General features: G+C 70.4%; 18 protein-coding genes and 1 tRNA gene. 6 read left to right on the top strand and 13 right to left on the bottom strand.

Going from position 1 to position 17,290, the window contains the following annotated elements:
• Positions 1-14: 14 nt before the first annotated feature.
• The 6 genes from AC3WLB_RS12065 to AC3WLB_RS12090 form a co-directional block, all read right to left on the bottom strand.
• On the bottom strand, positions 15-1,664 hold the full coding sequence (locus tag AC3WLB_RS12065; protein ID WP_492506260.1) for a peptidoglycan DD-metalloendopeptidase family protein: 1,650 nt from the start codon (positions 1,662-1,664) through the stop codon (positions 15-17).
• A 145-nt stretch (positions 1,665-1,809) separates the two neighbouring features.
• On the bottom strand, positions 1,810-2,637 hold the full coding sequence (locus AC3WLB_RS12070) for an inositol monophosphatase family protein (protein ID WP_492506262.1): 828 nt from the start codon (positions 2,635-2,637) through the stop codon (positions 1,810-1,812).
• A 50-nt stretch (positions 2,638-2,687) separates the two neighbouring features.
• A tRNA-Tyr gene (locus tag AC3WLB_RS12075) sits at positions 2,688-2,769 on the bottom strand.
• Between the two features lie 95 nt (positions 2,770-2,864).
• A complete protein-coding gene (locus AC3WLB_RS12080) occupies positions 2,865-3,617 on the bottom strand; it encodes a lytic transglycosylase domain-containing protein (RefSeq protein ID WP_492506774.1) in 753 nt (250 codons plus the stop codon).
• 51 nt (positions 3,618-3,668) lie between these two features.
• Positions 3,669-4,052 carry a type II toxin-antitoxin system VapC family toxin gene (locus tag AC3WLB_RS12085; protein WP_492506264.1) on the bottom strand — a complete coding sequence of 128 codons (384 nt, stop codon included), beginning with the start codon at positions 4,050-4,052 and terminating at the stop codon, positions 3,669-3,671.
• Complete coding sequence (locus AC3WLB_RS12090) at positions 4,049-4,309, bottom strand: type II toxin-antitoxin system Phd/YefM family antitoxin (protein WP_492506266.1); 261 nt, start codon at positions 4,307-4,309, stop codon at positions 4,049-4,051. The genes AC3WLB_RS12085 and AC3WLB_RS12090 overlap by 4 nt, the downstream gene beginning before the upstream one ends.
• A gap of 79 nt (positions 4,310-4,388) precedes the next feature.
• On the opposite strand from AC3WLB_RS12090, the gene AC3WLB_RS12095 reads away from it, so the two are divergent.
• Both AC3WLB_RS12095 and AC3WLB_RS12100 read left to right on the top strand, forming a co-directional pair.
• Entirely contained in the window at positions 4,389-4,877 is a 489-nt protein-coding gene (locus tag AC3WLB_RS12095; protein ID WP_031282506.1) for a YajQ family cyclic di-GMP-binding protein, read from the top strand.
• Positions 4,878-4,881: 4 nt separating this feature from the next.
• The gene (locus AC3WLB_RS12100; RefSeq protein ID WP_492506268.1) at positions 4,882-5,547 is read left to right on the top strand and encodes an NUDIX domain-containing protein; all 666 of its coding nucleotides are present in this window, start codon (positions 4,882-4,884) and stop codon (positions 5,545-5,547) included.
• A 16-nt stretch (positions 5,548-5,563) separates the two neighbouring features.
• On the opposite strand, the gene AC3WLB_RS12105 is transcribed toward AC3WLB_RS12100, so the two are convergent.
• Both AC3WLB_RS12105 and AC3WLB_RS12110 read right to left on the bottom strand, forming a co-directional pair.
• A complete protein-coding gene (locus AC3WLB_RS12105) occupies positions 5,564-6,937 on the bottom strand; it encodes an FAD-binding oxidoreductase (protein ID WP_492506270.1) in 1,374 nt (457 codons plus the stop codon).
• Positions 6,938-7,026: 89 nt separating this feature from the next.
• Positions 7,027-8,478, bottom strand: coding sequence for an aminotransferase-like domain-containing protein (locus AC3WLB_RS12110; RefSeq protein ID WP_492506272.1), 1,452 nt, complete (start codon positions 8,476-8,478; stop codon positions 7,027-7,029).
• Here AC3WLB_RS12110 and AC3WLB_RS12115 point away from each other — a divergent pair.
• A complete protein-coding gene (locus AC3WLB_RS12115) occupies positions 8,477-9,400 on the top strand; it encodes a DMT family transporter (RefSeq protein WP_492506274.1) in 924 nt (307 codons plus the stop codon). The genes AC3WLB_RS12110 and AC3WLB_RS12115 overlap by 2 nt on opposite strands.
• A gap of 30 nt (positions 9,401-9,430) precedes the next feature.
• Here the strand turns inward: AC3WLB_RS12115 and AC3WLB_RS12120 are convergent, their stop codons facing one another.
• From AC3WLB_RS12120 to AC3WLB_RS12130, 3 genes are all read right to left on the bottom strand, one after another.
• Positions 9,431-10,789 carry an FAD-dependent oxidoreductase gene (locus AC3WLB_RS12120; RefSeq protein WP_492506276.1) on the bottom strand — a complete coding sequence of 453 codons (1,359 nt, stop codon included), beginning with the start codon at positions 10,787-10,789 and terminating at the stop codon, positions 9,431-9,433.
• Between the two features lie 67 nt (positions 10,790-10,856).
• Positions 10,857-11,921: a polyprenyl synthetase family protein gene (locus AC3WLB_RS12125; protein WP_492506776.1), complete on the bottom strand. Its 1,065-nt coding sequence runs from the start codon at positions 11,919-11,921 to the stop codon at positions 10,857-10,859.
• Position 11,922: 1 nt separating this feature from the next.
• On the bottom strand, positions 11,923-12,663 hold the full coding sequence (locus tag AC3WLB_RS12130) for a class I SAM-dependent methyltransferase (RefSeq protein ID WP_022896552.1): 741 nt from the start codon (positions 12,661-12,663) through the stop codon (positions 11,923-11,925).
• A 65-nt stretch (positions 12,664-12,728) separates the two neighbouring features.
• On the opposite strand from AC3WLB_RS12130, the gene AC3WLB_RS12135 reads away from it, so the two are divergent.
• The 3 genes from AC3WLB_RS12135 to AC3WLB_RS12145 all read left to right on the top strand — a co-directional run bounded on the left by AC3WLB_RS12135 (position 12,729) and on the right by AC3WLB_RS12145 (position 15,180).
• Positions 12,729-13,976, top strand: a complete 1,248-nt coding sequence (locus AC3WLB_RS12135; RefSeq protein ID WP_022896553.1) for a chorismate-binding protein — start codon at positions 12,729-12,731, stop codon at positions 13,974-13,976.
• Between the two features lie 123 nt (positions 13,977-14,099).
• On the top strand, positions 14,100-14,783 hold the full coding sequence (locus tag AC3WLB_RS12140; RefSeq protein ID WP_022896554.1) for a fasciclin domain-containing protein: 684 nt from the start codon (positions 14,100-14,102) through the stop codon (positions 14,781-14,783).
• A 76-nt stretch (positions 14,784-14,859) separates the two neighbouring features.
• Positions 14,860-15,180 (top strand): hypothetical protein, encoded by a 321-nt coding sequence (locus tag AC3WLB_RS12145; protein ID WP_148287572.1) that lies wholly within the window; start codon positions 14,860-14,862, stop codon positions 15,178-15,180.
• 24 nt (positions 15,181-15,204) lie between these two features.
• Here AC3WLB_RS12145 and AC3WLB_RS12150 read toward each other — a convergent pair whose 3' ends face one another.
• Positions 15,205-16,521, bottom strand: coding sequence for a cell wall-binding repeat-containing protein (locus AC3WLB_RS12150; protein WP_492506279.1), 1,317 nt, complete (start codon positions 16,519-16,521; stop codon positions 15,205-15,207).
• Positions 16,522-16,578: 57 nt separating this feature from the next.
• Entirely contained in the window at positions 16,579-17,235 is a 657-nt protein-coding gene (locus tag AC3WLB_RS12155) for a DUF1345 domain-containing protein (RefSeq protein ID WP_492506281.1), read from the bottom strand.
• Between the last annotated feature and the right edge of the window lie 55 nt (positions 17,236-17,290).

Consider the following 17,290-nt stretch of genomic DNA (forward strand, 5'->3'; position numbering starts at 1 on the left):
GAGGGGGAGCAGCCTCAGACCGCGTGGGTCTGGAGCCAGGCGTAGGGGTCGACCGGGGTGACGCCGTCGAGGCGGATCTCGAGGTGCAGGTGCGGGCCGGTCGAGGCACCCGTGTTGCCCACGAGCCCGATCGTCTGCGCGACCTTCACCACCTGGCCCTCGCTGACCTCGATCGACCCGGTCAGCATGTGACCGTACACGCTCGAGACCTTCTGGCCGTCGACCACGTGGTCGATGATGACGTGCACGCCGAGGCCGCTGTTGTCGTACGGCTGCACCGAGCTCACCACACCGTCGGCGATGGACTGGATGGGCGTGCCCTGCCCCGGCGCGAAGTCGACGCCCTTGTGGTCGGTGCTGCCGATGCCGCCGGGCGACTCCCGGTAGCCGAAGCCGTCGCTGATCGGCACCCCGACCGGGAAGGGCCACTGGATCGCCCCGCGCGGGTTGTTCGTGAACGTGTCCGCGATGCGGAACCCGGCCGCCTGCAGCGCCGCGGTGTCGCGCACGCTGTACCCGTCGCGCGCGATGCTCGCCCCGGACGCCTCCGCGCTGGTCGTCAGCTCCTGCCCCGGCACCCTCGGCGCGGGCGTCGCCGCATCCGCGAGCGTGTCGAGGTGCTGGCTCTCCGAGGCCGCGTGCAGCGCCTCGGCGGGCATCGTCGTGGCGACGGCGATGCCGGTGGCGAACACGAGCGCCAGAACGCTGAACCCGCCCTTGGTGACGGCGCGACGTCCCCGCCGGCCGGTGCGCGGCTGAGCGTCTTCGGCTCGTCCCGCACCCGACCCGTTCGCCGGCGTCGCCTTCGCTGAATCGGATGCGTCGGCCGGGCCGGCCGGCTCGGTCTGCGCCGTCGAGAGCGCGGCCGTGCGGAGCGACCGTCGGGAGACGGGCTTGACGGTGGAGGACGGTTTCGCGGACTCGTCGATCCTGCCCTCGCCGTCGTCTGCCATCCGCGCCGGCAGAACCGCTTCAGCCGTGGCGATCACAGGGATGGCGGCGGTCGCGATGAGCGGCGCACCGATGGCGCTGATGACGGGCGACTCCCCGTCAGTGGCGTCTCCGGCGTTCACCGTTGGGACGACCTCGAGTTCCACCTCTGCGGTGGAGAGCACCCCATCGGCTGTGTCGGCGCCCGCGGCCGGGACGGTCGTGGTCGGCACCGGCACGATCGCGCGCCGGCCGCCGGCGGGCCGCTCGATCTCGTCGGAGAACGCCTCGGCGGCCCGACGGCCGGCGCGAGCGCGCGGCGAGTGCGGACGTGCTGCGGCGACCGTACTGGCCGCGACGTCGTCGCGCTGCGCTGCACCCTCGGTGGCCGGGCGCGAGGCGGCGTTCGATGCCGAGGTGTCAGCAGCGGCGCTCGCGACTCGAGCCGCGCGCCGGCTCGAACCGGCGATGGCGGCACCGGCACCGGCACCGGCGGCGGCGGCGGTCGGAGCAGCAGGTACCGAAACCGAGCCCGAGGTGGTGGTCGCGAGACGCGCTTCGCGGCGACTGCGCGGGGGCGTCACGGACTCGACGGCCTCGCTCGCCGCCCCACCGTCGGCGGGCGCAGCGGAGTTCGCGCGCAGGGCGCGGCGGGAGGGAAAGGAGGTGGTGGGGTGCTTCGATGAACCGTGGGCCTCGCGTTTGGATGACTCGTCATCCGGGCGTGAAGTCATACGTGCCAATGTGTTGGAGCTTCCGGTTGAACGTCGGGTGTTCTCGGGGTAAGCGAGACAAGCGGATCGATCAAGGCTACATACGCCGCTATGGAAATGCCACCCGATGCAACAAACCCGCGTCGCATCCGAGTGTCACGCACGATCAGAGCGGAAGACCCGCGTCGCGGTGCAATTCGTAGAGAAGGGGTTCGAGCTCGTCGAGCAACACCGGATCGCCGGCCAAGGTCATGATCGAGCTCTCGGCCGCGCCGCCGAATCCGCCCACCCGGCCACCCGCTTCACGCACGATGAGGGCGCCGGCGGCGTAGTCCCAGGGGTTCAGTCCGCGCTCGGCGTACGCGTCGAGGCGGCCCGCGGCGACGGAGCACAGATCGAGCGCCGCCGAACCGGCACGACGGATGTCGCGCACGTGCTCCACGAGGCCGGTGACGAAGCGGCCCTGCTTCACCCTCAGCTGGGCGTCGTACGCGAACCCGGTACCCACGAGAGCCTGGGAGCGGGCGACGCCCGTGTTGACGGCCAGCCGCCGATCACCGAGGAAGGCCCCACCGCCTCGACTGGCGGTGAACACCTCCTGCGTCACGGGGTTCACCACGCAGCCGGCGAGTGCGCTCCAGGTGGCGGGGTCGGGGTCGCCCTCCACCACGGCGATGCTCACGGCGTAGGCCGGGATGTCGTAGAGGTAGTTCACCGTGCCGTCGATGGGGTCGACCACCCAGGTCACACCCGAGCTGCCGGGTGTGGCGGCCGACTCCTCGCCGAAGAAGCCGTCGTCGGGTCGCGCTTCGGCGAGCCGGGCCCGGATGAAGTCCTCCGACTCGCGGTCGGCGAACGTCACGACGTCCTCCGGCGAGGACTTGCTCGCCGCGACGGTCACACCCTCGGCGCGGCGCCGGGCGATGAGCGCGCCGGCTTCGAGGGCGATGGAGCGGGCGAGCTCGAGGAACTCGGCGGGGGTGGCGTCTGCCATGGTGGGTCTCCCAGTCGTCAGGGCACCCGGCTGAGTCGCGGTTGAAAAAGTGGCGGGTGAGGGATTCGAACCCCCGAATGCGAAGCAGTCTGATTTACAGTCAGATCCCTTTGGCCACTTGGGTAACCCGCCAGGGCGCACCCGACCACGTTCTGCAACACAACCGAAGGCGCTGATAAAGAATACCCGCGACTGTGCCCTGAGCGAAATCGTCTCGGCCGGGCGATTCAGCCGTTCGCCGCGGCGGCTTCCTCGGCGTAGCGATTGGCGTAGTCGAGCACCTCGTCGAGGTACGCCGGCGACTCGTTGTACGCGGCGATCGCGTCGCGCCAGCCCTCCTCGGTGCCGAGGTCACCGCCCGAGTAGCAGAGGTATTCGGCGGCCGAGAGCGAGGCGTCGTCGATGTTGTGGATGTCGGGCACCCCGTCGCCGTTGGCCTCCGTCGCCCAGGCCGCCCACGTCGTCGGCACGATCTGCATCGGCCCGACCGCGCGATCCCATTCGGTGTCGCCGTCGACCGCTCCGGCATCCGAGTCGGGGATCTCCTGGAACCCGTTGCCGTCGAGCGCGACGCCGATGATGAGATCGCTCGTCACGCCGTTGTCCTGGATGTGGCCGCCGAAGATGGTGCCGTGGTGCGACTCGACCCAGCCGATGCCGGCCAGGGTGTTCCAGCCGAGGTGGCAGTCGGGCTGCTCCTCGGCGATCGCGAGAGCAGCACCCGTATACCCCTGCAGCGCGCGCCGCGGAATGCCGGTGGCCTCCGCGACCCGATCGAGCCACCCACCGTCGACGAGCTGGGCGCTCGGCGTGCCATCAGCGAACGCCGCATCGCCGACGTCGGATGCCCGTACCGCCTCGGCCCGCACCGCGAACGTCGCGTCGTCTCCCGTGCTCGCGCCCCCGCCAGCCGAGCACCCGCTCAACGCTGCGACCACCGCACCAGCCACCGCCACCGCGGCAACCCCTGCACCCCACATCTTCCGCACGCCCCCACTCAACCAGACCCGTCTGACAGGAGGCGCCGAGACTCAGACCACCGTGATCCCGACACCCCCGGCAGCCCGCGCCAACCGCAGGTCGTGCGTCCAAAATCCATCGCAGAGATGAAACTGCGCGGTGGCGAGATGCAACGCGTCAATAGTGCTCACGCCGTGGTGAGCCCGCAGCGCCGCGGCTTCGCGGTAGATCTCGGGTTCGATACTGAGCATCGTCAATTCTTCGATGAGACCGTCGTAGCGGCGAGCGAGCAGCGTGTCGCCGCGCCGCAGCGGCGCGACGCGGCACTCCATCGCCACGAGCGGACTGACGGCGACCTTCGCCGACATCTCGCGGAAGGTGCGGCGAAGCTCGTCGCCACGAGCGGTGCGGTCTTCGATGAGGTACACGAGGATGTTGGTGTCCGTGTAGATCACGAATCCTCGCGCCCTGCCAGGATGTCGCGAATCACCTCATCGACCTCTTCGGGCGTCTTCCGTGAAGACTCAGGCAGGGGGTTGGCTTCGAGCCATTCGACGATCTCTCGCCCCGTCATGCCCCGACGTGGGGTGAACGGCACCATCTTCGCAACAGGCACACCGCGCCGACTGATCACGATCTCTTCCCCAGCTTCGGCGCGAGCCACCAGGCGCGACAAATTGTTTCTGGCTTCCAGCACATTGAACATCTCCATGGTCTCCCCGACCTCCTAGCCATCTATCCTAGCCATCTTGAGACTTCATCACAACGGAGCTCGCGCGTACAGTTGGGGCATGGCAGATTCATCGTTTGACGTGGTCAGCAAGGTCGACAAGATGGAGGCGGACAACGCCCTCAACCAGGCTCAGAAAGAGGTCGCGCAGCGCTACGACTTCAAGAACGTCGGCGCCTCCATCGAGTGGAGCGGCGAGAAGGTGCTCATGAAGGCCAACTCCGAGGAGCGGGTCAAGGCCATCCTCGAAGTGTTCGAGTCGAAGCTCATCAAGCGCGGCATCTCGCTGCGCTCGCTGGATGCCGGCGACCCCTACCCCAGCGGCAAGGAGTTCCGCATCGAGGCGTCGATGAAGAACGGCATCGCGCAGGACGACGCGAAGAAGATCAACAAGCTCATCCGCGACGAGGCGCCCAAGAGCGTCAAGTCGCAGATCCAGGGCGACGAACTGCGGGTGAGCTCCAAGAGCCGAGACGACCTGCAGGCCACGATGGCGTTGCTGAAGGGCGCCGACCTCGACGTCGCCCTCCAGTTCATCAACTTCCGCTGACCGCGTGACGAGCGAAGGCCGCCCCGGCGTCGACGTGCCCGACCGCCGGGGTCGCACCGGCCTCGACCAGACCGGCCGCGACCTCACCGGCAACCCGCGGGTGCGCGTGACGGATGTTCAGCTGCTCAGCTCGAACTGGTACGTCACCCGTACCACCCGGTTCGAGTTCCAGCACAGCGACGGGCACTGGTCGACCGAGGAGCGCGAGACCTACGACCGCGGCAACGGGGCGACCATCCTCCTGCACGACGCCGAACGGCGCACCGTTCTGCTCATCCGCCAGTTCCGGTACCCCGCCTACGTCAACGGGCACCCCGACGGCCTGCTGCTCGAACTCCCCGCCGGTCTCCTCGACGAGGACGACCCCGAAACCGCCATCCGGCGCGAGGCCCGCGAAGAGACCGGTTATGCCATCGGCGAGGTCGAGCACGTCTTCGACGCCTACATGAGCCCCGGCTCGGTGACCGAGAAACTGCACTTCTTCGCGGCGCCCTACCGCGCCGGCGAACGAGCGGATACGGGCGGCGGGCTCGCCGACGAGGGCGAGGACATCGAGCTGGTCGAGCTGGGCATCGACGACGCACTCGCCCGCATCGGGCACGACATCGTCGACGCGAAGACGATCATGCTGCTGCAGTGGGCGGCGCTCGCCGGCCCCTTTGCGGCCTGAGATCACGCCACGGCGCTCAACGCTTGCGGTCGGGGTAGGGGAACACGTGCGTGGGGTCGTAGTGGCGCCGCACCTCGGCCAGGCGATCGAAGATGGCCGACGGCCACGACGCCTCGAACGAGCCGGGCACCGACAGGCCGCCCGCGAAGTTGATGTTGTTCTCCTCCCACACCCACGGTGAGAGCTGTGCCGTGATGCCGTCGGCGACAGCCGGCAGCACGGTGTCGAAGAGCGACGGATCGGGCACCCCGATCATCACGAAGGTGTACGCCGCGCCGCGCCCGCCGACCGCGCTGCCCTCGGGCACGTCGCGCGCGGTGGCACCGCCCAGGTGCCGGAGCTCGGCGGCGATGACCGGCACCTCGCGGCCCGGCCCGAAGATCTCGAGGAAGCGTTCGACGAAGTCGCCGTCGATGCCGGTGAGGAGCATCCCGCGATCCCAGACCGGCCCCGGGTCGGTCGGGTCGCTGTGGATCATGGCCATCGCGCTCGCCGGCATCTCGCCGACCTCCCCGAGGAATGCCGGGGCCGCGTCGCGGATGGGCTGGAACAGCCGCTCCCCCTCCGCCGGATCGCCGGTGTAGGCGAACCTCGCCGAGATGACCGTCTTGCCACGGAACGGCTCGGGGATGACATCGAACGGCGGGAAGCGCACCACGGCCACCGACGAAGTGGCCTCTTCGGGTGCCGTCTCGGTGACGGCGGCCCACGCGCGCAGCACCGCGGGAATGTGCTCCTCGTCGAAGAACAACGCCCCGCCGTAGAGGGTCGACAGCCGAACGAGCGCGAAGTCCATCGAGGTCACGACCCCGAGGCCGCCCTTGCCACCGCGCAACGCCCAGAACAGGTCGCTGTTGCTGTCCGGCCCGGCGCTCACCACCTCGCCCGCCGCGGTGACGACGCGGAAGCCCCGCACGAAATCCGACGAGAACCCGAAGGTGCGGGCGACCGGCCCCACGCCGCCGCCCAGCGTGTAGCCGATGCTCCCCACGTTGTCGGACGACCCTGCGACCGGCGCCAGGCCGTGTTCGGCCGCAGCGGCGATCACGCTGCGCCAGCGGTTGCCGGCCCCGACGGTGGCGACGGCGGTCTCCGGGTCGATCGTGAGCGAGTCGAGTCGCCGCGTGGTGATGAGCACTCCGTCGGTCACGGGAACCTGGCTGCCGTGACCGGTGGCCAGCACGCGCACGGGGAGACCGTTGGCGACGGCGAACCGCACGGCCTCGGCGACGTCGCTCTCGCTGGTCGCCCCCACGACCACCTCGGGGTCGTGCACGACCGCGGTGTTCTGGGCGGCGACTTCGGCAGCCAGAGCCGCGTCGCCGCGGTGCAGGACGGGGCCGGACACGAGGGAGGCGAGCCCGGCGAGGGATACAGCGGTGATGGCCATGCCTGTGACTGTAGCGAGCACCACCGACATCAGTCGAGAGGTCTTCTGCAGCTGTGCGGGTCACCGCATCGCCACCGGCAACGGGCCGCTCAGCCGGCCGCGCCGGCGGCCCCTGCCCCGGCCGCCCCGCCCCCGGCCAGCACGTCCGCCATCACCCGCACCGCCTCCTCGAACCGCGCCGGATCGGGCCCGGAGTAGTTCACCCGCACGAACGCCCCTGGCGGCTCGGCCGGGAACCACTCCCGCCCGGGCGAGATGAGCACCCGCTCCCGGGCGCAGGCGGCCACGAACGCGTCGGAGTTCACGCCCGACGGCAGCCGCAACCAGAGGTTCAGGCCCCCGCGGGGCACCGACGTGAGGGTTCCGGCCGGCAGCAGCTCCGTCACGAGGCCCGCCAGGGCGTCGCGGCGGGCGCGCAGTTGCTCGTGCATCCGCCGCAGATGCGCGCTCCACCCCGGCGCCGACACCACCTCGAGCGCTGCGGTCTGCAGCACTCCGCTGACGTACAGGCCGTCGACCACGCGATCGGTCTGGATGCGTGTGCGCGCCGGCCCCCGCGCGATGACGGCCGCGATCCGCACCGCGGGCGACACGCTCTTGGTGAGCGAGCGCACGTACACGACGTGACCGCTCGCATCCTGAGCACTGAGCGGGCGCACGGGTGTCTCGAGCACGAAGTCGTGGGCCCAGTCGTCTTCGACGAGGAAGGCGCCGTTCGAGCGCACCACGTCGAGGAGCTCTTCCGCCCGCGACGCCGACCAGCTCTCGCCCGTCGGGTTCGCCACCTGCGGCATGGCGTAGAACAGCCGGGCACGACTGCGTTCGAACGCCTCGGTGAGCACGAGCGGGTCGACGCCGTCCCCGCTCGGATCGCGTGGCACCGGCACCACCGTGAGCCCCGCCTGCCGGGCGGCGGCGATGGCTCCCCAGTAACTCGGCGACTCCATCACGATCGCTTCCCCCGGCCGGGCGAGCGCCCGGAAGATCGACGAGAGCGCGCTCTGCCCACCCGGCATCACCAGGACATCGGATGCGGTGGGTGCGGCCCCGCCGCTGCGGGTCGCCTCGGCCACTTCGCCGGCGAACCACGCGCACAGTTCGGGCAGCCCGGATGCGGGCGGCCGGTCGATCGCGCTGCGTGACCGCGCCGCGCGCGCCAGCGCCGCCTGCACGGCACGAACGGGAAGGAGGTCGTCGACGGGGTAGCCGCTGTGCAGCGCCATCACGTCGGGCCCGACGGTCTGGAGCGTCGAGCCGACGAAACCGGCGTCGGAGCGGGCCGGCCCGAGCGCCGCCGTCTGCCAGCCGTAATCGGCCCGCGGCGCCGGCTGCGCGTGCCGCACGAAGGTGCCGGCGCCGGGCCGCGACTCGACGAGACCCTCGCGAACGAGCATCCGCACCGCCTGCTGCACGGTCACCGGACTCGCGCCGAAACGCGTCACGATCTCCCGCGTCGACGGCAGTCGTGCGCCGGCGCGCAGGCCGGCGACGAGCTGCCGCAGTTCCGCCGCGATACGCGTCGCACTGCTACTCTGGGCCATGAGGGAACATAGTAGCGCTACTGCACTGACGGCGTCTCCGCTATCGACCGGAGTCGGGGCGCCCGGACTCGTGTGGGGTTTCCTCGGCGTGCTCTCGTTCTCGTTCACGCTGCCATTCACGCGCATCGCCGTCGCCACGCTCGACCCCCTCGTGGTGAGCGCCGGCCGTGCGGTGGTGGCGGCCGTGCTGGCCGTCGTCGTGCTGCTCGTGACGCGCTCGCCAGTCCCGGCTCGTCGGCTCTGGCCGCGCATCCTCGTGGTGGCGGCCGGCGTCGTGTTCGGCTTCCCGATGCTCACCTCGTTCGCCCTGCAGACGGCTCCGGCGAGCCATGGCGCGGTCGTCATCGGGCTGCTGCCCGCGGCGACCGCGGTGGTGGCCGTGATCCGCGGCCGGGAGCGGCCGAGCCGCCTGTTCTGGCTCGCGTCGATCGCGGGCGCGGTCGCGGTGGTGGCCTTCACTCTCGTGAGCGAGGGCGGATTCGGCGGCCTCCAGCTCTCCGACCTCCTGCTCCTCGGCGCGGTCGTGGCCGCAGCGGTCGGCTACGCCGAGGGCGGCCTGCTCGCGCGGGAGATCGGGTCGTGGCAGGTCATCTGCTGGGCTCTGGTCGCGGCGGCGCCGGTGATGGCGGCGCTGACCGCATTCTCGGTGCTGCGGCATCCGCCGATCGCACCACTCGAGGGCTGGCTGGCCTTCGGGTACGTGAGCGCGATCAGCATGTTCCTCGGCTTCTTCGCGTGGTACCGGGGCCTCGGCATCGGGCCGATCGCCTCCGTCAGCCAGATCCAGCTGGTGCAGCCGGTGCTGACGATCGTGTGGGCGGCGCTCCTGCTCGGCGAGCCGCTCACGGCGGCCACCGTCGTGGGTGCCGTCGCGGTCATCGCCTGCGCCGCCCTGGCCGTGCGCGCCCGCGTGCGCCGCTGACCTCCACCCCGCCCCTCCTCGCGAGGAGGGTCAGGCGCGGGAGATGGCGATCATCTCGTCGCGCGGCACGACCTTCACCCGGAGGCGAGGATGCGCGTCGGCCGCGCCGAGGGCCAGCTCGTGCTCGTCGAGCTTGTGCCAGCCGTCGAGGTCGGTGTACTCCACGCCGCGCGACTCGAGCAGCGCGGGGATCGCCTCCTCGGCCGGCTCCGCCGGGCTCCACCAGTTGGCCTGGTCGCGCACGAGGTGCGACAGGGTCTCCATCGCATCCGACTTCGTGTGGCCGATGAGGCCGACCGGGCCGCGCTTGATCCAGCCCGTGGCGTAGACGCCCGGGATGACCTCGTTGTGGTCGTCGAGCACCTGCCCCTCGTGGTTCGGGATCACACCGTGGTGCTCGTCGAACGGGATGCCGTCCAGCGGCGACCCGAAGTAGCCGACCGCGCGGTAGAGCGCCTGGATCTCGATCTCGCGGATCTCGCCCGTGCCCCGCACGCCGCCCGCACCGTCGGGCTCGGTGCGCTCGAAACGGATGGCGGCGACCCGGCCCGCACCGTCGGAGACGATCTCGAGCGGCTTGGCGTAGAAGTGCAGGTGCAGGCGGCGCGAGGCCTGGCCGACCGGCCGCTCGCGCCACTGGTTCAGCACCTTGTTGATCACGAAGACCTGCTTGTTCGATTCGATCGCGGCCTTCGAGGCGTCGTCGAGGTCGAAGTCCTCGTCGTGCACGATCATGTCGACGTCGTTCATCTCGCCGAGTTCGCGCAGTTCGAGCGGGGTGAACTTCACCTGCGCCGGCCCGCGCCGGCCGAACACGTGCACGTCGGTGACGGGCGAGGCCTTGAGCCCCTCGTAGACGTTGGCCGGGATCTCGGTGGGCAGCAGGTCGTCGGCGTGCTTGGCGAGGATGCGCGACACGTCGAGCGCCACATTCCCGTTGCCGATCACCGCGACCGACCGCGCCTCGAGCGGCCAGGTGCGCGGAACATCCGGATGCCCGTCGAACCAGCTCACGAAGTCGGCCGCGCCGTACGACCCCTCGAGGTCGATGCCCGGGATCTCGAGGGAGGCGTCGCGGATGGCGCCGGTGGCGAAGATGACGGCGTTGTAGTGCTGCTTGAGGTCGTCGAGGGTGATGTCGACCCCGTAGCGCACGTTGCCGAAGAAGCGGATGACCCCGGAGTCGAGCACCTCGCGCAGGGCGGTGATGATGCCCTTGATCCGCGGATGGTCGGGCGCGACGCCGTAGCGCACGAGCCCGTACGGGGCGGGCAGCTGCTCGAACAGGTCGATCGAGACGTCGAAGTGACGCTCGGCTTTCACGAGCAGGTCTGCGGCGTAGATTCCGGCGGGGCCGGCTCCGACGATGGCCAAACGGAGCTTGGTCACGGTGAGTTCCTTCGTATCGGTGGGACGCCGAGCGTCCCGGGGCGCGCATCCGATCGGATGCGCCAGGTCAGCTGGTGCGCTCCACCACGGTGTCGGCGAAGCGGGTGAGGGTCTTCTTCACGGTGCCGGCCGGCAGCGGGGCGAGCGCCTCGACGGCCTCGCGGGCGAACCGGCGCGCCTCCTCGACGGTGCGCCGGGTGACCGGATGCTCGCGCAACTCCCGGATCGCGTCGTCGGCCTCGGCGTCGGTCGCCGCCTCCAGCGCCGCCGGTGTGAGCCGGGCGAGCAACGTCGCCGCCGCCGCATCCGTCACCGCCTCCTGCCGGAGGTAGAGCACCGGCAACGTCGCGACACCGGCACGGATGTCGGTGCCCGGGGTCTTGCCCGAGTCCTCGTCGTTCGGCGCGATGTCGATCACGTCGTCGACGAGCTGGAAGGCGATGCCCACCTTCTCGCCGAACGCGCGAACGGGCTGCTCGTAGCCGGAGTCGGCACCCGAGAAGATGATGCCGAGTTGCGCCGACGCCGAGATGAGGGAGCCCGTCTTGTCGGCGAGCACGGTGAGGTAGTGCTCCACCTCGTCCTGCTCCGGCGCAGGCCCCAGGGTCTCGTTGAGCTGGCCGAGACAGAGTCGCTCGAAGGTGTCGGCCTGCAGACGGATGGCCCGCTCACCGAGCTGGGCGAGCAGGGCGCTGGCCCGCGCGAACAGGAGGTCGCCGGTGAGGATGGCGACCGAGTTGCCCCAGACGTTCTGCGCGCTCGGCACGCCGCGCCGCTGATCCGCGTCGTCCATCACGTCGTCGTGGTAGAGCGAGGCGAGATGGGTGAGCTCGATCGACGTCGCCGCGGTGATGACCTCGGGGGTGACCCCGGCACCGAGCTGAGCGGTGAGGAAGGCGAGGATCGGGCGCACCCGCTTGCCGCCCGCCTCGAGCAGGTAGCGGGAGACGACATCGACGAGACCGCCGGTGAAGGTGGTCTCGACCGCGAGGCGTGCTTCGAGCGCGTCGATGCTGTCCTCGATCAGGCGCGCGGTGCGCCGATCCTCCCCGGTGGAGAAGAGGCGGTCCGCCAGGGAGAGCGGGGTCGACCGGCCGGTGGCACGGCGAAGACTGGGGGTCACAGGCACCAGCCTACTTTTCTTCGGCCGCGGGCCGCTCGGCCGGCCGGGCCGCGAGCGGCTTCGTGCCCTTGTGCAGGGCCACGATCCCGGCACTCAGGTCGCGGTACTTCACGTCGGTGAACCCGGCGGCGCGCAGCCAGCCGGCGAGGGTCTTCTGGTCGGGCCACGACTCGATCGACTCGAACAGGTAGTCGTAGGCCGGCACGTTCGACGACACGACCTTCGCCAGCGGCGGCATGATGTGCTTGAGGTACCAGTAGTAGGCCGAGCGGATGGGGGCGATCGGCTTGCTGAACTCGCAGATCACGATGCGCCCACCGGGCTTGGTGACGCGGAACAGTTCGGCGAGCGCCGTCTGCGGCTCGACGATGTTGCGCAGACCGAACGAGATGGTGACGGCGTCGAACTCGTCGTCGCCGAACGGCAGAGCCATGCCGTCGGCCACCACGAACTCGATGTTCGGCACGTCGGCCTGCTGCTTCCTGCCCACCTCGATCATTCCCGGCGAGAAGTCGGCGGCCACGACATGCGCGCCGCTGCGGGCGAGCGACGCGCTCGAGGTGCCGGTGCCGGCCGCGAGATCGAGGATGCGCTCGCCGGGCCGCGGGGCGACAGCCCGCGTGGTGGCCACCCGCCAGAGCGTCGCGTTGCCGACCGAGAGCACGGTGTTGGTGCGGTCGTAGCCGGCCGCGACCTGGTCGAACATGGCAGAGACCTGCTCGGGTCGTTTGCTGAGGTCTGCCTTGGTCACCCTGCCAGTTTACGGGCGGATGCTGCACGACCGCTCCGACCCGCAAACGGACGTAAGCTGATGCGGTGAGCGATACCTCCCCGGTTCCACGGCTCCGGGTCGAGACCACCCGGGTCGACGATCTGAAGCTGCTGATCCCGCTCATCGACCCGGCGCATCCGCTCATCTGGATGCGCAAGGGGCAGGGCATCGCCGGGGTCGGTGAAGCCCTCCGGCTGGAGTTCTCCGGCCCGACCCGCATGCCCGACGCCTGTGCCGCCTGGAAGAGCGTCGTCGACGCCGCCACCGTCGTCGATCCCGTGGGCGCCCCCGGCACCGGGCTCGTCGCGTTCGGCACCTTCGCCTTCGCCGACGATTCGGCGGCCACGAGCGTCCTCATCGTGCCCCGGCTCGTGCTCGGCAAGCGCGACGGTCAGTTCTGGATCACCCGAACCACGGTCGACGGCGAAGACCCGGCGAGCATCCCCGCCCCGGTGGCCCGGCCGCTCGGCCCGGAGTACCGGCTCGCCCTGCTGCCGGGAGCGGTCTCGCCCGAGGCGTTCCGCGCATCCGTCGACGCCGCCGTCGCCCGCATCGACGACCAGCAGCTCAGCAAGGTCGTGCTGGCCCGCGACCTCACCGGGCACCTCCCGGCCGGCTCCGACCTGCGCCGGCCGCTCACCGACCTCGCGCTCGGCTACCCCGACTGCTGGACCTACGCGGTCGACGGATTCGTGGGCTCGAGCCCCGAGACGCTGGTGCGGGTCGACCACGGCACGGTCAGCGCACGGGTGCTCGCCGGCACCACCGCACGGGGAACGGATGCGGAGGCCGACCACGACCGCGCGGTCGCGCTGGCCACCTCCACCAAAGACCTCGACGAGCACGGCTACGCCGTGACGAGCGTGATGGCGGCCCTCACCCCCCACAGCCGCAACCTCATCGTGAGCGAGCTGCCGTTCACGCTCAAGTTGCCGAACCTCTGGCACCTCGCCAGCGACATCGTGGGAACGCTGAGCGACGGGTCGACGTCGCTCGACCTGATCAGCGCGCTGCATCCGACCGCCGCGGTGGCCGGCACGCCGACCTCGGCGGCTTTGGCGTTGATCAGCGAGCTCGAGCCCTTCGATCGCGGTCGTTACGCCGGACCGGTGGGCTGGGTGGGCGCCGACGGCGACGGCGAGTGGGCCGTGGCGTTGCGCTCGGCGCAGGTCGACCCATCCGGTGACATCACCGCCTACGCGGGCTGCGGCATCGTCGCCGACTCCGATCCCGAACGGGAGTACCTGGAGACGAAGATGAAGTTCCGCCCGATCGTCGAAGCATTCGGCTGAATCTTTTTTCCAATCCGCCGTGGGCAGGGTTCCGAAGACCTTCTGAAGGCACGGCCCACCGCCACCGCAGCAAAAGCGCTGGTGAGGGGCCGGTTATCACCGATCCCTGAAGGAGAAGGTCCCATGCGTATCACCAAGCGCCACACGTTCGCAGTTCTCGCCATCGCGGCTGCCGCCTCATTCGGTCTCGCCGGCTGTTCCGGCTCGAGCACCGATTCCGGCTCCGGCTCGTCCAGCAGCGAGGAGTCGATGGCTCCCTCGCCCAGCATGACCTCGACCCCCGACTCGATGGCGGGCGACGACGCCGCGGCCGACCTCGTGGGCTCGGGCTGCGCCGCCTACGCCGACGCGGTGCCGGACGGCGCCGGCTCGGTCGCAGGCATGGCTGAAGACCCGGTGGCGACCGCCGCCTCGAACAACCCGCTGCTGAAGACGCTGACCGCCGCGGTCTCGGGCGGCGTGAACCCCGACGTCAACCTCGTCGACACGCTGAACGGCAGCCAGTTCACGGTCTTCGCCCCGGTCGACGACGCGTTCGCCAAGATCGACGCCGCGACGCTCGACTCGCTGAAGACCCCCGAGGGCGCAGCGACGCTGACGAAGATCCTCACCTACCACGTGGTGCCCGGCCAGATCGCGCCTGACAAGATCGACGGCACCCAGACCACCGTCGAGGGCGGCACGGTCGAGGTCACCGGAAGCGGCGACAACATCATGGTCAACGGCGCCAAGGTCATCTGCGGTGGCGTGAAGACCGCCAACGCGACGGTGTACCTCATCGACTCGGTGCTCATGCCCCCGATGTAATCACCTCCCCTTCGAAGAGCCGGTCGCCGTGAGGCGGCCGGCTCTTCGGCGTCTGGCGGGTCGGTAGAGTTCGGGTATGCGTCAGACGGGGGACGGCACGGCGCGCACGCCCGGGCGTCGGCCCGCGCGCAGCGCGGTGGCCTGGCAGCGCACCGCGCTCTCCACGGCGATGATCGCGCTGCTGCTCGCCTTCGCCTGCCTCCGCGGCGGCTTCCTGATCGGCACCGCCATCGGCGCCCTCGTCGCGATCGCAGCGGGCGCGGCACTTTTCGTAGTGCGCCGATCGGCCGCCCGCACGACGAGGGTCTCGCCGTGGACGCCACTCACGCGCATCGCGATCGTGCTCCTGGCGACAGCAGTGCTCGCCGTCATCGTCGCCCTGATCGTCCTGATCTGACCGACCCCGACCGCCACCCGCCCGCTATTTCCCGACCTCCACCTTCGCCAGGTAGGTCGCGATGCGGGCGTAGTTCGCGTCGGTGACGGTGTTGGGGCCGCCGAGCACCACGATGTGCACCGGCTTCAGCCGCTGCAGCTCGGCCACGATGGTGGCAGGCACGTTGTCTTTCGAAACGAGCAGCACCGGCGCCTGGAACTTCACCGCACCCGCCGAGCCGGAGAGCGCGTCAGGGAACACCTCGCCCGACGCGATGTAGACGGTGCCGGTCGAAGCGATGGTGAACGCGTCGTTCGAGACCGCCGCCGACACCGCGTACCGATCGGCACCGTCGATCCGCGTCGTGGGCGCGATGGCGGTGAGTGCCGTCGAGACGCCGTCGGCCACCGTGTTGGTGCCACCCAGCACGATGATTCGCTCGGGAGCGAGACGCGTGAGCTCGGTGCGCACATCCGCGGCAACGCCGTTCTTCGCAACGAGGAGCACCGGACCACCAACGAGACCGGCTGCGGCAGAGCCCGACAACGCATCCGGGAACACCTCACCCGACGCGACGTAGGCGATCGGGACACCCGGGACGAAGGCGTTGCGCGACACGGCGGCCGATACCGCATAACGGTCTGCTCCGCCGATGCGATCCACCTCGTCGGCGAACGCCCCCAAGGCGGTCTCCACCGCAGCGCTGACGGTGTTCAGCCCACCCATCAGCACGATGCGGTGCGGCTGCAGCCGGCGCAATTCGGTGTCGACCACCGCGGGCACCGCATCCTTCGTCACCAGCAGCACCGGAGCGTCGACTGTGCCCGCGGCGGCCGACGCGGACAGCGCGTCGGGGAAGACCTGCCCCGAGGCCACGTAAACGGTGTCGATCTCGGCCGGGAACTTCGCCGCCACCCCGGCCGACACCGCGTACCGGTCGGCTCCGCCGACCCGCTCGATGGTCGGCGTGACGGTCAGTGTCACCTCTGCCGTGAGCAGCGGCAGACACGGCAGGGCCTTGCCGAGCCTGACGCAGTAGACGAAGGAGTCGTCGCCCGCGAACGTGGCGGCCGGCGTGTAGCTGAAGGAGCCGCCATCACCGAGCCCGTCGATCTGACCGTGCGTCGGGCCGGCCGCGATGGAGATCAGCGCGCCGATCGGCAGGTCGATGTCGTTGGCGAACACGCCGTGGCCGGGCGGTGTCTCGAAGGTGACCCCCGCGGTGAGGGTGTACGCGTCGTTGTTCAGCACCGGCACGAGCTCGTCGGCCTGCGCCGTCGCCGGCGCCACCAACACCGACAGCGCGATCGCTCCCGCCGCCGTCAGCCCCATCAGCCGAATCCGGCTCCCGATCTGTCTCATGGCACACCCTCCTGAGTAAATGATCAATGCTCAGTTAGTATGCCACGCGAATGAGGGTCAGGGGGTGAAACCCGCCAAGAGGTTCACGATGCTCGCCAGGATCACCGATCCGAAGAAGTACGACAGCAGCGCGTGCCGCAGCGCCGTCATCCGCACGACGGAGGAGGTGAGGTTCGTGTCGGACGCCTGGAAGGTCATGCCCAGGGTGAAGGCCAGGTACGCGAAGTCTCCATAAGCGGGCGGCTCGTCCTGGTTGAAGGAGATGCCGCCCACCGTACCCGAGTAGTACACGACCGCGTAGCGCAGCGTGTAGAGGGTGTGCACGAGACCCCAGGACACCACCACGCTGAGCACCGCGATGGCGCTGAGCACGTCGCGCGCGACGCCGGGCGCACTGTTGGCCTGCAACAGCACGAAGACCACGACCACCACACTCGCGACGCTCGCGAAGATCAGCATCACGTCGCTGACCGTGCGCGTCGGGTCTTCGCGGTAGGCGTGCGCCTCGGTCTCGCGGGCATCCAGCCCGCCGATCCTCGCCCAGACCCAGACCAGGTAGACGATGCAGGCGGCGGCCCAGCCCGCGATGGCCGCGACGGTGGGCTCACCCAGCAGAACGGATGCCGCAGCCACCGCCGCACCCACGACACCCATCACCGCGAAACGCACACGGGCGCGGCGCACCCGCACAGCGCGGGTCTCCCGTTCTCCCATGCACCGATCGTCGCACGCCGCGCGCTCGACCCGTGGAGCACCGCCGCAGCAGCCG

The organism is Herbiconiux sp. FW305-C-125 (genome assembly GCF_058783455.1).

Bases quoted from the DNA above. Each gene is read 5' to 3' on its own strand.
- AC3WLB_RS12065 (WP_492506260.1), bottom strand. From the start codon at position 1,664: ATGACTTCACGCCCGGATGACGAGTCATCCAAACGCGAGGCCCACGGT.
- AC3WLB_RS12070 (WP_492506262.1), bottom strand. From the start codon at position 2,637: ATGGCAGACGCCACCCCCGCCGAGTTCCTCGAGCTCGCCCGCTCCATC.
- AC3WLB_RS12080 (WP_492506774.1), bottom strand. From the start codon at position 3,617: ATGTGGGGTGCAGGGGTTGCCGCGGTGGCGGTGGCTGGTGCGGTGGTC.
- AC3WLB_RS12090 (WP_492506266.1), bottom strand. From the start codon at position 4,309: ATGGAGATGTTCAATGTGCTGGAAGCCAGAAACAATTTGTCGCGCCTG.
- AC3WLB_RS12095 (WP_031282506.1), top strand. From the start codon at position 4,389: ATGGCAGATTCATCGTTTGACGTGGTCAGCAAGGTCGACAAGATGGAG.
- AC3WLB_RS12105 (WP_492506270.1), bottom strand. From the start codon at position 6,937: ATGGCCATCACCGCTGTATCCCTCGCCGGGCTCGCCTCCCTCGTGTCC.
- AC3WLB_RS12115 (WP_492506274.1), top strand. From the start codon at position 8,477: ATGAGGGAACATAGTAGCGCTACTGCACTGACGGCGTCTCCGCTATCG.
- AC3WLB_RS12110 (WP_492506272.1), bottom strand. From the start codon at position 8,478: ATGGCCCAGAGTAGCAGTGCGACGCGTATCGCGGCGGAACTGCGGCAG.
- AC3WLB_RS12140 (WP_022896554.1), top strand. From the start codon at position 14,100: ATGCGTATCACCAAGCGCCACACGTTCGCAGTTCTCGCCATCGCGGCT.
- AC3WLB_RS12145 (WP_148287572.1), top strand. From the start codon at position 14,860: ATGCGTCAGACGGGGGACGGCACGGCGCGCACGCCCGGGCGTCGGCCC.
- AC3WLB_RS12150 (WP_492506279.1), bottom strand. From the start codon at position 16,521: ATGAGACAGATCGGGAGCCGGATTCGGCTGATGGGGCTGACGGCGGCG.
- AC3WLB_RS12155 (WP_492506281.1), bottom strand. From the start codon at position 17,235: ATGGGAGAACGGGAGACCCGCGCTGTGCGGGTGCGCCGCGCCCGTGTG.